The sequence below is a fragment of the Vibrio neptunius genome (genome assembly GCA_019339365.1).
In the GTDB taxonomy this organism is placed as follows: Bacteria; Pseudomonadota; Gammaproteobacteria; order Enterobacterales; family Vibrionaceae; genus Vibrio; species Vibrio neptunius.
The window spans coordinates 91535-104455 of sequence record CP079859.1; the positions used below are offsets into that span (position 1 = coordinate 91535).

Sequence of the window (12921 nt, forward strand, 5' to 3'; positions counted from 1 at the left end):
GCTATCAGGTCTACTCGTTCAGGTTGATCCAATGGTAGAAAACAGAAGTAACAGCGTCGTTGAGCTGGAGCAGGTCACCTTTACCTGGCCTAGGAACCCAACTCCGACACTTAATATCAAACAACTGCATATCACTAAAGGCGAGCACCTCTTTATTAAAGGCCCCAGTGGCTGTGGTAAATCCACCTTGCTCGGGCTACTCACTGGCATTAACACTGCCAGCAGCGGCCAGTTACGTGTTTTAGGTCAGGACCTCAATCAGATGAGGGCTAACCAACGCGATAAATTTCGTGCCGATCATATTGGCTATATATTCCAGCAGTTTAATTTGCTCCCCTATCTTAACGTGATTGAAAATGTCATCCTGCCGTGCCAATTTTCCGCACAACGCAAATCACAGGTTGAGACATCACTGGTTGAAGACGCCACTCGGCTTCTGAAAAAACTGCATCTACCTGAACATCTGTTGAAGAAGCCTGTCGTCGAACTGAGTATTGGACAGCAACAGCGTGTCGCTGCCGCTCGAGCTCTGATTGGCAAACCGGCGCTAATCATTGCCGATGAACCTACTTCTTCACTTGACTACGAAAATCGCATTGCTTTTATCGAGTTATTGCTCGAGCAGGTCAATCAGGCTCAATCAACCCTGTTGTTCGTCAGTCATGACCCCACACTGGAAAGCCTGTTCGATCGCACCTTAAACCTTAATCAAATCAATCAGGCAGGAGCACAACAATGACCCCTACATTTATGCTTGCCTGGAAGAGTGTCCGTAACCGTCGTGTCACCGCCATTCTGACCATATTAACCGTCGCTATTTCGGTCATACTACTTTTGGGGGTAGAAAGGATCCGTACCCAAGCCAAAAGCAGCTTTGCTAATACAATTTCAGGAACTGACCTGATCGTCGGTGGACGTTCTGGTCAAGTAAACTTGCTGCTTTACTCAGTGTTTCGCATCGGCAACGCTACCAATAACATTGACTGGAAAAGTTATCAGGAATTCAGTAATCATCGTTCTGTGAAGTGGGCGATACCTATTTCTCTCGGAGACTCACACAAAGGCTTCCGCGTGATGGGCACCAATCATAGCTATTTTGAGCACTATCGCTACGGCAAAAAACAAAACATCGCCATCGCTGAGGGACGCGAATTTGATGGTTTATTTGAAACCGTCATTGGTTCCGATGTTGCCCGCTCTCTCGGGTACAATATAGGCACAGAAATCATTATTGCCCACGGCATCAGTGACGTTGGCTTCAGTCGCCATGACAACCTGCCGTTTAAAGTGGTCGGTATCTTAGCTCCGACAGGCACCCCAGTTGATAAAACCGTACATGTCTCACTCGAAGCGATTGAAGCGATTCACGTTGGCTGGGAATCTGGAGCCCACTTAGGCAATACACCAAGTGCTGAACACCTTGAAAAGCAAAACTTTCAGCCAAAACAAATTACTGCCATGCTTCTTGGCCTGAATTCGAAAATTCAGACCTTTGCTCTGCAGCGCCAGATCAACACTTACCCTAAAGAACCGCTGAGTGCCATCCTACCGGGCGTTGCGCTGCATGAATTGTGGGGGATGATGTCGGTGGCAGAACAAGCCCTGATGGCGGTTTCGGTATTCGTCGTTATTGCCGGATTACTGGGAATGTTGTCTAGTTTGCTGACCAGTTTGCAAGAAAGACGTCGAGAGATGGCCATTCTAAGGGCGATGGGAGCAAGACCAAGGCATGTTCTCTCTCTGTTAGTTCTCGAAGCCAGTGCCTTAACCTTAGTTGGCTTAGTTGTCGGTGTGCTAGGTCTTTATGCTCTGTTAGCCGCTATCGCACCAATCATTCAACAACAATATGGCATTAATATTGAGATGGTAGCCATATCCCATTATGAGTGGATATTGCTTGCAGCTGTCCAGTTAGCAGGTACTGTAATCGGTTTAATTCCAGCATTCCGTGCATACAGACAATCCCTTAGTGACGGGATGACAATTCGGGTTTAAACATGAAAAAGATAATATTATTAGTCATATTAGCCATGAGCTTTATGACACCTTCTATAGTCAGTGCTAAAGAAAATATTCTCAAACTGGACTGGATCGACCTGATCCCAGAAAGTGAACGAAAGCAATTCGATTCATCTGGTATGCCAGTGACTGATCACTCCGGTCAGGCTGCCAAGCAATCATTGATGGGCAAGGTCCGTCAGGAGCTCAACGGCAGTCAGGTTAAAATACCTGGTTTTGTGATTCCGTTGGAAGGGGATGAAAACAAAGTCACCGAATTTCTGCTGGTGCCATACTTTGGTGCATGTATTCACGTGCCACCACCTCCGCCGAACCAGATCATCTACGTGAAGTTCCCTAAAGGGGCGCCGGTGCAAGAGCTGTGGGATGTGATTTACGTGGTCGGTACGCTGAAAACGGAAACCATCAACCATGATCTGGCTGAAACAGGTTACGTCTTAGAAGGCACCGCGATCGAAGAGTACGATGACTACTAATATTGATTAACATAAAAGCAACCTGTTAATTATCCGCTTTTCTTTATATGTATCTAGAGAGATATACCAAGACTGCTAGATAAACCAGAAATAGTAGGGCAATTGACAGGTGCTTTTTCAGTTTATTCTCATTTAAAAACTTCATAAGCCCCTCAAAACATCGATAACAATTTTAACAACTTATTATCATTTGGCATAGCGCCAATTTTCAAGGATTGCTCACATAGTTCTTCTGGCAGACAATCAGGTTAAGAGGTAAATTTAATTAAATACGTTTAACACTCTGATGGGCAAGGAATTCACATGTCGGAAAAGCAAAAGCCAGTGGTTATAGAGCACGAGTCCAGCGCTGAATCACGGCATGAGAAAAAGAAAACCTATATCAAAGATAGTGCCAGTCGAGTGATGAACATTGCTCAAACCCATGGTTTGGATGCCTTATTACAAAAAGACTCACCAGAAAAAACGGCATTAGAACGCGCCCTCATTCGCGAGCGCCGTTACAAAGAGCAGAAACAAAAAAATCTTGAACAAATCCTTAAGCTCGCTCACCTATCCTGTAAAGATGAAACCGCGGGCGACCCCGATCAAGATTGGCTGCACCGCTTCTTCAACATGGCTCAGGAAGTACATAACGCCTCAATGCAGCGCCTATGGGCACAAGTGTTAAAACGCGAAGTCACCAACCCAGGTTCAACGTCAATGAAAGCGCTCAAGGTGCTACAAGATATGTCACCTAAGGAAGCACAGACCTTGCAGCGTGCCGCCTCTTTAGCGTGTAGTTTTGGTGGCGATACCAGTCGCAAGCTTTTAATTGGCTATCGGGCACAAGGGGGTATTTTCAGCTTTGGTAAGCGTAATATTACCGGTAATATCAACGTTGGTAATTTTCAGCTTCCCTACTCAAGCCTGTTGGTCTTATTTGAACTTGGTCTGATGCACGGCACTGAGTTGGAGTCAGGTGAAATTGAGCTCGATTCCCCCTTACCGCTTACCTACCAGGGCAAGCAGTTATCACTTCAAGCGCACAGCAAAGGGGTTCGACTTCTCTACTACCGCTTTAGTCCAACTGGCAATGAATTGTGTAAGCTACTTGGAAACAAGCCAAACATGCAGTATTACGATCAGATGGTCGCTTTGCTCAGCCAGAAATTCACCGCAAGTACAGATGCTCAGCCAAGTGTGGATACGACGGTTTAGGGGAGCTGGAGAGCCATCATTGCTTGAGGTTAGTGGGAAATCAACTCTCGTTTTCTAGCAGGACGAAGTCCGATACCGTTATCCAGAAGCGCACCGTTCCCGCATCCCGAATCTTATTTAAATCAATTGATTTGTCATCCCCGAGAATGAGGAATGAGTAATTTGGGGAGCTCTCAAAGCAAGTCGAATAGTCTACGAGATTCCCTACTCCTTCCTTCGTCAGTCTATGGAATGACCGCTTTTCTCTTGAAGGACAAAGCTCGACCCCGTTATCCAGAAGCGCAACGTTCCCACTTCCCAAGTCTTATTTAAATCAATTGATTTGTCATCCCCGAGAATGAGGAACGAGTGAGTTGGGGATCTCTTAAAGCAAGTCGAATACTCTATGAGATTCCCTACTCCTTCCTTCGTCAGTCTATGGAATGACAGCTTTTCTCTTGAAGGACAAAGCTCGACCCCGTTATCCAGAAGCGCAACGTTCCCACTTCCCAAGTCTTATTTAAATCAATTGATTTGTCATCCCCGAGAATGAGGAATGAGTGAGTTGGGGATCTCTTAAAGCAAGTCGAATACTCTATGAGATTCCCTACTCCTTCCTTCGTCAGTCTATGGAATGACAGCTTTTCTCTTGAAGGACAAAGCTCGACCCCGTTATCCAGAAGCGCAACGTTCCCACTTCCCAAGTCTTATTTAAATCAATTGATTTGTCATCCCCGAGAATGAGGAACGAGTGAGTTGGGGATCTCTTAAAGCAAGTCGAATACTCTATGAGATTCCCTACTCCTTCCTTCGTCAGTCTATGGAATGACAGCTTCTCTCGAAGGACGAAGCCCGTTCACGAATCTCGGAGCGCAGCGTTCCCGCTTTCCAAAACAAAAACGCCAACCTGACAGGTTGGCGTTCTTACTTTATTCAAAGCAGATTACGCTTTGTACGCTTTGAATGCGTTAATCAGACCATTCGTTGAGCTGTCGTGAGAACTGATTTCCGACTCATCAGCTAACTCAGGTAGTATTTGGTTAGCCAATTGTTTACCTAGCTCAACACCCCACTGATCGAAGCTGAAGATATTCCAGATCACACCTTGAACGAAGATCTTGTGTTCGTACATTGCGATCAAATTACCTAAAGTACGTGGTGTAATTTGCTTGACTAGGATTGAGTTAGTAGGGCGGTTACCTTCAAACACTTTGAATGGTGCTAGAGTTGCCGCTTCTTCTTCACTCTTACCTGCTTTGGCAAATTCCGCTTTGACTGTCTCTTCTGACTTACCAAAAGCAAGCGCTTCAGTTTGAGCAAAGAAGTTAGACATTAATTTCTGGTGATGATCACCTGCAGGATTATGACTAATAGCAGGTGCAATAAAGTCACAAGGGATCAGCTTAGTACCTTGGTGAATCAACTGGTAGAAAGCGTGCTGACCGTTAGTACCAGGCTCACCCCAGATAATTGGACCTGTTTGGTAAGTCACTGCATTGCCATCACGGTCAACGTACTTACCGTTAGACTCCATGTTGCCCTGTTGGAAGTAAGCTGCAAAACGATGCATGTACTGATCGTATGGAAGAATCGCTTCAGACTCAGCACCATGGAAGTTGTTGTACCAAAGGCCAACTAGCGCAAGGATCACAGGAATGTTGCTTTTTAGCTCTGTAGATGCAAAGTGGTTATCCATTTCATGAGCGCCATCTAGCAACTCAACAAAGTTGTCGTAACCTACCGCAAGGGCAATGGAAAGACCGATAGCTGACCATAGCGAGTAACGACCGCCAACCCAGTCCCAGAACTCGAACATGTTGTCGGTGTCGATACCAAACTCAGATACAGCTGGTGCGTTGGTAGAAAGCGCTGCAAAGTGCTTCGCTACGTGTGCTTCATCACCTGCTGACTCAAGGAACCAATCACGAGCACTGTGTGCATTGGTCATAGTCTCTTGTGTAGTAAACGTCTTAGATGCGACCAAGAATAGTGTCGTTTCTGGGTTTACTTTCTTTAACGTCTCAACGATGTGCGTGCCATCAACGTTCGAAACGAAGTGGAGATTTAGGTGGTTTGTGTAAGGAGCTAGAGCTTCAGTCACCATATAAGGACCAAGATCAGAACCACCGATACCAATATTCACAACATCAGTAATCGCTTTACCTGTGTACCCTTTCCACTCGCCGCCGATGACACGTTCCGTAAACGATTTCATTTTTTCTAGCACAGCATTTACTGCAGGCATGACATCTTCACCATCAACTATAACAGGAGTGTTACTGCGGTTACGTAGTGCTGTGTGGAGGACGGCGCGACCTTCAGTTTGGTTGATTGCTTCACCACTGAACATCGCTTCGATTGCTGCTTTAAGCTCAGTTTCGCCAGCTAATGCGAACAGATGCTTCATAGTTTCTTCATTGATTAGGTTCTTAGAGTAATCAACAAGAATGTCGCTACCGAAACGCGTAGAGAATTTGTCAAAGCGCGCAGCGTCTTGAGCAAACAGCTCTTTAAGATCCATATCTTGAGCCGATTCGAAGTGCGCAGTCAGCGCGTTCCAAGCTGATGTTTGCGTTGGATTGATATTTTTCAACATGGTTACTATCCCGATGTTACAGTAGGTTTTATTCTACATTGATTGACTGAAGAGTAAGATAAACGACAGCCAGTAGAATCCCCGATTAAGCAAAAATAGTTCGGTTCTCGCATTGCAACAAGCAGCCAGAACTTTGTAATAAATTTTCAAGGTGCAATTATGAACCAGTGTGGCTGCACCATCATTGAGTTAAGTCACGTTAAGTGATTTAGTTACACTCAAACCCATGACTAGCTATTGGCACTCACCTTACCGCCTCAGGTTGAATTTGCCAAATAGATTATAGAGGATGCCATATGTGGGCTCAGAAGCGTATTCAATTGAGCGCGAGAAAACGCGGATTTCATCTCATCACCGATGAAATAGAACAACAAATTCCAGAGATAGCGGATTTTTCTGTCGGAATATTACAGTTATTTATCCAACATACTTCTGCAAGCCTGACCATTAACGAAAACGCCGACCCAACGGTACGTCATGATATGGAAAAGCACTTTAACCAGTTTGTGCCGGAGCGCGCCCCTTACTATAAGCATACCTATGAAGGCGATGATGATATGCCCGCCCATATCAAAACGTCGATCTTAGGGTGCAGCGTGATGATCCCCATTAGCAACGGACGATTAGCTCTAGGGACATGGCAAGGCATCTACCTTGGAGAGCATCGTGATTACGGTGGTAGCCGCACCTTAGTTGCGACGATTCAGGGCGAATAATAAAAAGGCTGGCTTAATTAAGCCAGCCTAAAACGAAAGATTCGATGTCAGCTATTTGGAATATTCCATTTCCACTCGCGAGGTCAGTTTAGTTACCAGTTCATAAGCAATAGTGCCAATATGGCAAGCCACCTCTTCAGCAGGAAGGCTTTGTCCCCAAAGGATCGCCTCATCGCCCACCTTATCACTGGCATCTGGACCGAGATCAACCGTCAGCATATCCATCGACACTCTTCCCGCAATCGGTACTTTGCGACCATTGACTAACACTGGTGTGCCATTGGGAGCGGTTCTTGGGTAGCCATCACCGTACCCAATCGCGATAACCCCCACTTTGGTATCGCGTTGACTGGTCCACATCCCGCCATAGCCGACGCTCTCGCCCGCTTTTACTTCACGTACCGCAATCAGGTGTGATTTGAGCGTCATGACAGGTTGATATCCCATCCGCTGTGCCGTTTTGTCGTTAAATGGCGAAACACCGTACATGATGATTCCGGGTCTAACCCAATCGAGGTGACTGTTCTGCCACGCCAATAATCCCGCAGAAGCGGCGAGTGAACGCTCACCTTCGCAACCATCAGTCAGAGACAAGAACAGCTCAGTTTGTTCTGTCGTAGTGGACTTATCCAGCTCATCAGCACAACCAAAATGACTCATGTAACGCAGTGGCTTCGCCACGTTACGACACGCTTTGAGACGAGAGACAAAATCCCAGTATTGTTCCGGCCTGACACCGAGACGATGCATCCCGCTATCGATTTTAAGCCAAACAACGACAGGAGTATCCAGCTCTGCTTGCTCAAGTGCTTCAAGCTGCTCTTCACAATGCACTACGGTTTGAATGTTATTAGTCACCAAGACAGGTAAATCGCCCGAAGAATAAAAGCCTTCGAGCAATAAAATCGGTGTCACCACACCGCAAGCCCGAAGTTGCAACGCTTCTTCAATCCGTGCCACACCGAACGCATCTGCATCCGTGGCATACTTAGCAATATGTCTCAAACCATGACCATAGCTGTTGGCCTTAACCACCGCCATGATCTTACTATTTGGTGCTTGAGATTTAATCTGTTTTAAGTTGTGTTGCAACGCATCTAAATCAATAAAGGCCGTTGCCGCTTTCATATAACTCATGCGTTACTCTTCATCCACATCAAACGCCGGGCCAGCATAATTATCAAACCGTGACCATTGACCTTGGAAAGTCAAACGTACCGAACCAATCGGACCATTACGCTGCTTACCTAGGATGATTTCCGCCGTACCTTTCATCGGGCTATCTGGGTGATACACTTCATCACGGTATATAAACATGATCAAATCAGCGTCCTGCTCTATCGAGCCTGATTCACGCAAGTCTGAGTTAACAGGGCGTTTATCGGCACGTTGCTCTAAGGAACGGTTGAGCTGCGACAGTGCAACCACTGGCACGTTGAGCTCTTTAGCCAAGGCTTTCAGTGAACGGGAAATTTCGGCGATTTCCAACGTACGATTATCAGCCAGCGCAGGGACACGCATTAATTGAAGGTAATCGACCATTATCATAGACAGACCACCATGGTCACGCGCAATACGTCTTGCTCGTGAGCGGACTTCGGTTGGTGTCAGACCCGAGCTATCATCAATGAAGATGTTTTTCTTCTCCATTAAAAGCCCCATAGTAGAAGAAATACGCGCCCAATCTTCATCATCTAACTGGCCAGTTCTTATCTTGGTTTGATCGACACGAGAAAGGGATGCCAAAGAACGCATCATCAGCTGTTCAGATGGCATCTCCAAAGAGAAAACCAACACGGGCTTATCATGGGCCATCGCTGCATTTTCAACCAAGTTCATCGCAAATGTTGTTTTACCCATCGATGGACGCGCTGCAACAATCACTAGGTCCGAGCCTTGAAGACCTGCCGTTTTCTTATTCAAATCGGTAAAGCCCGTCGTTACCCCTGTTACCCCATCCTGAGGGGATTTATAGAGCATCTCAATACGTTCGAGCGTTTTCTCAAGAATATTATCGACATTTTGCGGCCCCTCACTTTCGCTAGTACGCGACTCGGCAATAGCAAACACCTTACTCTCTGCCATATCAAGCAGATCCTCAGATGTACGCCCCTGAGGATCGTATCCCGCATCGGCAATTTCATTCGCCACACCGATCAAGTCGCGAGTCAGAGCACGTTCCGCGACGATATCTGCATAGGCGTTAATGTTAGCTGCGCTCGGTGTATTCTTGACCAAATCTGCAAGGTAAGCAAAACCACCAACATCGTCCAATTGTTCACGCTGCTCTAAAAACTCTGACAAGGTGATCAAGTCAAGAGGCTGGCTATCTTCTAGAATGCTTTGCGATGCTTCGAACATCAAACGATGTGGACGGCTGTAAAAATCTTTCGCCACCACTCGTTCAGATACAGTATCCCAGCGCTCGTTATCCAACAACAAACCACCGATGACGGACTGCTCAGCTTCCAACGAATGTGGAGGAACCTTGATAGCATCGACTTGGGCGTCTGCTGGTTTCTGATTACGATTGTCTGTTCTCTGTTCTGCCATGCTCTTGCTCAACAATTTACTTGTGACCGCTCATTATAGCCAGAATGAGCGGGATGTCTGTAATAAACAAGGGGTTTGAATGCAACTCGTGTAGAATTAACTTAGAACTGACGGAATTTGAGTGAATAACCTCTACTATTTCCCCAATTTTCCCATCTATAAAGAGGTAGTGAGTGACGAACCTTTGGCTCTTGAGTGCAGGCCTACTGTGCAGTTCCGTAGTCCTTGCGGATGAGACAGTACAAAGTCAAACGGACATTGAAATACCCTCCCCTTGGGATACCGAAATTGAATTCGGTTATCAGGCGCACACCGGAAACTCAGACTCACGTTCCCTTAATTCTCGACTCAGTGCCGAGTACCTATCTGGCCGATACCGAACCAGCGGTGAGTGGAAGTACTACCTACTTTATAAGGATGGGGAAGAAGACAAACGGCAGTCAACCTACACGGCACAGAGCGACTATAAGCTTAGCCCTAAGACGTATCTTTACGGCAGCTTCAAAGGTGTCGATTCTCGATATAGTGCTTATTTTAAGGACTATACGCTCTCGGGAGGCTTAGGTTATCAATTTTCTAATACCGATGTCTTTGTACTGGAACTCGAGCTCGGCCCTGGTTTCCGCTACCAAGAGCCCAATACTGATGAAATTGGTGACAGCGATATTGTCTTTGAGGAAACCGTTCAGGAAGCGATTTTTCGAGGTAAAGTCAATTCAAGTTGGCAAGTACTGAAAAACCTTAGCCTAGCCGCCGATGTGACTCTCGTCGCCGGTGACAGTAACCTCAGAGTAGATACAGATATCAATGTGACCAACAACATCACAGAAGATATCGCACTCAAACTGGCTCATACACGTCAATATCATGACCGCGTCCCCGAAGGGCTAAAGAAAGCCGACAGTATTTTCTCTGTTAACTTACTTTTCTTATTTTAAATACCACACTTTAGACATAAAAAAGCACCTCTGAGAGGTGCTTTTAAAATACGTCTTGATACTGAATTACTCAGCAGCAACAACTTGTAGGTTAACTGCAGCGAATACTTCAGAGTGAAGCTGAACGCTGATCTCGAACTCACCAGTGTTACGTAGTGCGCCTTCTGGAAGACGAACTTCGCTTTTCGCAACTTCAACGCCAGCAGCAGTGATTGCATCAGCGATGTCACGAGTACCGATAGAACCGAACAGTTTACCTTCGTCACCAGCTTTAGAAGCGATAACAACAGCTTCTAGAGCGTTAACTTTCTCTGCACGAGCTTCTGCAGTAGCTAGTTGCTCAGCAACTTTAGCTTCTAGTTCAGCACGACGAGCTTCGAACATTTCAACGTTAGCCTTAGTTGCCATAACTGCCTTAGCTTGAGGGATAAGGAAGTTACGAGCATAGCCAGATTTAACGTTTACAGTGTCACCAAGACCACCTAGGTTACCGATTTTATCAAGTAGAATAACTTGCATTGCTTAATCCTCTTTCTTAATAAAACGACCGATTACTGATGCTTGTCAGTGTACGGTAGTAGAGCTAGGTAGCGAGAACGCTTAATAGCGCGAGCTAGTTGACGTTGATACTTAGCGCTTGTACCAGTGATACGGCTAGGTACAATTTTACCAGCTTCAGTGATGTAGTTTTTAAGAGTTGCTACGTCTTTGTAATCAATCTCTTGTACGCCTTCTGCAGTGAAACGGCAGAATTTACGACGACGGAAGAAACGAGCCATGGGCTATCTCCTGATCTTAAATTTGAAAAAAGTTGTCTGCCTAGATAAACACATTCGAGTAAACCCTAGAGTTATCTAGACTGAGTACTAATTCTGAGTAGTAATTACTCAGCCGCTGCTTCTGGCTTAGCTTCAGCACGCTCTTCGCGACGAGGAGCACGCTCTTCTTTCTGCTTAAGCATGATAGATTGCTCAGTGATAGCCGCTTTAGTACGCATGATCATGTTACGTAGAACTGCATCGTTGAAACGGAAAGCAGTTTCTAGTTCATCGATAACAGCCTGGTCAGCTTCAACGTTCATTAGAACGTAGTGAGCTTTGTGAAGCTTGTTGATTGGGTAAGCCAGTTGACGACGACCCCAGTCTTCTAGACGGTGGATAGTACCGCCAGCTTCAGTGATAGAACCAGTGTAACGCTCGATCATGCCAGCAACTTGCTCGCTTTGATCAGGGTGCACCATGAATACGATTTCGTAATGACGCATTGGTTGCTCCTTACGGATTATTCAGCTTCCACAATTGGCCCGGTCATCCAGAGGAAGCAAGGAACTAAAGATAATTGACCGAGATTTAAGGAGCACGAATAGTACAGAATGATTGCAATTTAAGCAAGAGAAATGTGATACAAGGGTGGCTAGAGAATAGAACAGCGCATAACACGCTGCTCTAAGCTGTTGTCATTCTGCTTAGTCGTCGTCTTCATCAACAAACTGAGCCTGTAGGTAGTTTTGTATACCTGTCATGTCGATCAAACCAAGTTGAGTTTCAAGCCAATCAACGTGTTCTTCTTCATCTTCTAATATATCCTGAAACAGATCTCTGGATACATAATCGTGCGTATCTTCCGCGTAAGCGATCGCCGCTTTTAAGTCAGGTATCGCAGCCATTTCTAACTTGAGGTCACATTCCAGCATCTCTTTGGTGTCTTCACCAATCATTAACTTGCCAAGATCTTGCAAGTTAGGGATGCCTTCAAGAAACAAAATACGTTCAATCAAATGATCTGCGTGCTTCATTTCATCGATGGATTCGTGATATTCCTTATCCGCCAAATGCTTTAACCCCCAGTCTTTATACATTCGCGCATGAAGGAAATATTGGTTAATGGCAACTAGCTCATTGCCAAGGATTTTATTGAGATGTTGAATAATGATTGGATCGCCTTTCATGACAAAAACCTCCTCTTTGGCTCCATATAAACTGTAGAACCAATTGAGAAGGTGTCAAAAATACACGAGACTGTTTTAGCTCGCTTTTTGGTACTGTACTACACCGGTTTCATTGAGGATTTCCTTCGCCATCTTGACACATTTGCCGCATTGACTGCCAAGTGCGGTGCATTTCTTTATGCCTTTAATATCGGTTACGCCCTCTTCTAAAGCTAACCTCCTGATTTTCTTGTCAGAAACTCCATGACACAAACAAACGTACATAAATGAGACCCGTAATACAACCTAGGACAAAAATATAAACAATAATTGTTCTTATTACCAGTTGGGTTGTCGAAGATATTAAGACAAATTTGTTATAACCAACAGGACGAATGAAAGGTGCAAAGCACTTACGCGTTTAACCATGCTTAGAACATGGCTTTTGTGGCGATTTAACAAATTGTTTTAGAAGATAAAATGAAGTTTATATCTAGATATGACCCAAAAGGTGAAT

Annotated in this window: 14 protein-coding genes; 6 read left to right on the top strand and 8 right to left on the bottom strand. The window is 45.4% G+C overall.

Features of this window, described 5'->3' with window-relative positions:
- Positions 1-31 precede the first annotated feature (31 nt).
- The 4 genes from KW548_00390 to KW548_00405 all read left to right on the top strand — a co-directional run bounded on the left by KW548_00390 (position 32) and on the right by KW548_00405 (position 3695).
- Positions 32-739 (top strand): ABC transporter ATP-binding protein, encoded by a 708-nt coding sequence (locus KW548_00390; GenBank protein QXX06664.1) that lies wholly within the window; start codon positions 32-34, stop codon positions 737-739.
- Positions 736-1995 carry an ABC transporter permease gene (locus KW548_00395; GenBank protein QXX06665.1) on the top strand — a complete coding sequence of 420 codons (1260 nt, stop codon included), beginning with the start codon at positions 736-738 and terminating at the stop codon, positions 1993-1995. The genes KW548_00390 and KW548_00395 overlap by 4 nt, the downstream gene beginning before the upstream one ends.
- 2 nt (positions 1996-1997) lie before the next feature.
- Positions 1998-2495, top strand: coding sequence for a DUF3299 domain-containing protein (locus tag KW548_00400; GenBank protein ID QXX06666.1), 498 nt, complete (start codon positions 1998-2000; stop codon positions 2493-2495).
- 303 nt (positions 2496-2798) lie between these two features.
- Positions 2799-3695, top strand: coding sequence for a TIGR03899 family protein (locus KW548_00405; GenBank protein QXX06667.1), 897 nt, complete (start codon positions 2799-2801; stop codon positions 3693-3695).
- Between the two features lie 922 nt (positions 3696-4617).
- Here KW548_00405 and pgi read toward each other — a convergent pair.
- Positions 4618-6270 (bottom strand): glucose-6-phosphate isomerase, encoded by a 1653-nt coding sequence (pgi, locus tag KW548_00410; GenBank protein ID QXX06668.1) that lies wholly within the window; start codon positions 6268-6270, stop codon positions 4618-4620.
- 296 nt (positions 6271-6566) lie between these two features.
- Here pgi and KW548_00415 point away from each other — a divergent pair, with 296 nt between their 5' ends.
- A complete protein-coding gene (locus KW548_00415) occupies positions 6567-6986 on the top strand; it encodes a secondary thiamine-phosphate synthase enzyme YjbQ (GenBank protein ID QXX06669.1) in 420 nt (139 codons plus the stop codon).
- A gap of 51 nt (positions 6987-7037) precedes the next feature.
- On the opposite strand, the gene alr is transcribed toward KW548_00415, so the two are convergent.
- Together alr and KW548_00425 are read right to left on the bottom strand one after the other, a co-directional pair.
- Positions 7038-8123: an alanine racemase gene (alr, locus tag KW548_00420; GenBank protein QXX06670.1), complete on the bottom strand. Its 1086-nt coding sequence runs from the start codon at positions 8121-8123 to the stop codon at positions 7038-7040.
- 3 nt (positions 8124-8126) lie between these two features.
- Positions 8127-9539 (bottom strand): replicative DNA helicase, encoded by a 1413-nt coding sequence (locus KW548_00425; protein QXX06671.1) that lies wholly within the window; start codon positions 9537-9539, stop codon positions 8127-8129.
- A 173-nt stretch (positions 9540-9712) separates the two neighbouring features.
- On the opposite strand from KW548_00425, the gene KW548_00430 reads away from it, so the two are divergent.
- Complete coding sequence (locus KW548_00430) at positions 9713-10477, top strand: DUF481 domain-containing protein (protein QXX06672.1); 765 nt, start codon at positions 9713-9715, stop codon at positions 10475-10477.
- A gap of 66 nt (positions 10478-10543) precedes the next feature.
- On the opposite strand, the gene rplI is transcribed toward KW548_00430, so the two are convergent.
- From rplI to KW548_00455, 5 genes are all read right to left on the bottom strand, one after another.
- Entirely contained in the window at positions 10544-10996 is a 453-nt protein-coding gene (rplI, locus tag KW548_00435; GenBank protein QXX06673.1) for a 50S ribosomal protein L9, read from the bottom strand.
- A 32-nt stretch (positions 10997-11028) separates the two neighbouring features.
- Positions 11029-11256, bottom strand: coding sequence for a 30S ribosomal protein S18 (rpsR, locus tag KW548_00440; protein ID QXX06674.1), 228 nt, complete (start codon positions 11254-11256; stop codon positions 11029-11031).
- A gap of 104 nt (positions 11257-11360) precedes the next feature.
- On the bottom strand, positions 11361-11741 hold the full coding sequence (gene rpsF, locus KW548_00445) for a 30S ribosomal protein S6 (protein QXX06675.1): 381 nt from the start codon (positions 11739-11741) through the stop codon (positions 11361-11363).
- Between the two features lie 201 nt (positions 11742-11942).
- Positions 11943-12425, bottom strand: coding sequence for a bacterioferritin (gene bfr / locus KW548_00450; GenBank protein QXX06676.1), 483 nt, complete (start codon positions 12423-12425; stop codon positions 11943-11945).
- A gap of 75 nt (positions 12426-12500) precedes the next feature.
- Complete coding sequence (locus KW548_00455) at positions 12501-12689, bottom strand: (2Fe-2S)-binding protein (GenBank protein QXX06677.1); 189 nt, start codon at positions 12687-12689, stop codon at positions 12501-12503.
- Between the last annotated feature and the right edge of the window lie 232 nt (positions 12690-12921).

Coding starts and splice junctions, on each gene's coding strand:
- KW548_00390 (QXX06664.1), top strand. CDS start 32: ATGGTAGAAAACAGAAGTAACAGCGTCGTTGAGCTGGAGCAGGTCACC.
- KW548_00395 (QXX06665.1), top strand. CDS start 736: ATGACCCCTACATTTATGCTTGCCTGGAAGAGTGTCCGTAACCGTCGT.
- KW548_00400 (QXX06666.1), top strand. CDS start 1,998: ATGAAAAAGATAATATTATTAGTCATATTAGCCATGAGCTTTATGACA.
- KW548_00405 (QXX06667.1), top strand. CDS start 2,799: ATGTCGGAAAAGCAAAAGCCAGTGGTTATAGAGCACGAGTCCAGCGCT.
- pgi (QXX06668.1), bottom strand. CDS start 6,270: ATGTTGAAAAATATCAATCCAACGCAAACATCAGCTTGGAACGCGCTG.
- KW548_00415 (QXX06669.1), top strand. CDS start 6,567: ATGTGGGCTCAGAAGCGTATTCAATTGAGCGCGAGAAAACGCGGATTT.
- alr (QXX06670.1), bottom strand. CDS start 8,123: ATGAGTTATATGAAAGCGGCAACGGCCTTTATTGATTTAGATGCGTTG.
- KW548_00425 (QXX06671.1), bottom strand. CDS start 9,539: ATGGCAGAACAGAGAACAGACAATCGTAATCAGAAACCAGCAGACGCC.
- rplI (QXX06673.1), bottom strand. CDS start 10,996: ATGCAAGTTATTCTACTTGATAAAATCGGTAACCTAGGTGGTCTTGGT.
- rpsR (QXX06674.1), bottom strand. CDS start 11,256: ATGGCTCGTTTCTTCCGTCGTCGTAAATTCTGCCGTTTCACTGCAGAA.
- rpsF (QXX06675.1), bottom strand. CDS start 11,741: ATGCGTCATTACGAAATCGTATTCATGGTGCACCCTGATCAAAGCGAG.
- bfr (QXX06676.1), bottom strand. CDS start 12,425: ATGAAAGGCGATCCAATCATTATTCAACATCTCAATAAAATCCTTGGC.
- KW548_00455 (QXX06677.1), bottom strand. CDS start 12,689: ATGTACGTTTGTTTGTGTCATGGAGTTTCTGACAAGAAAATCAGGAGG.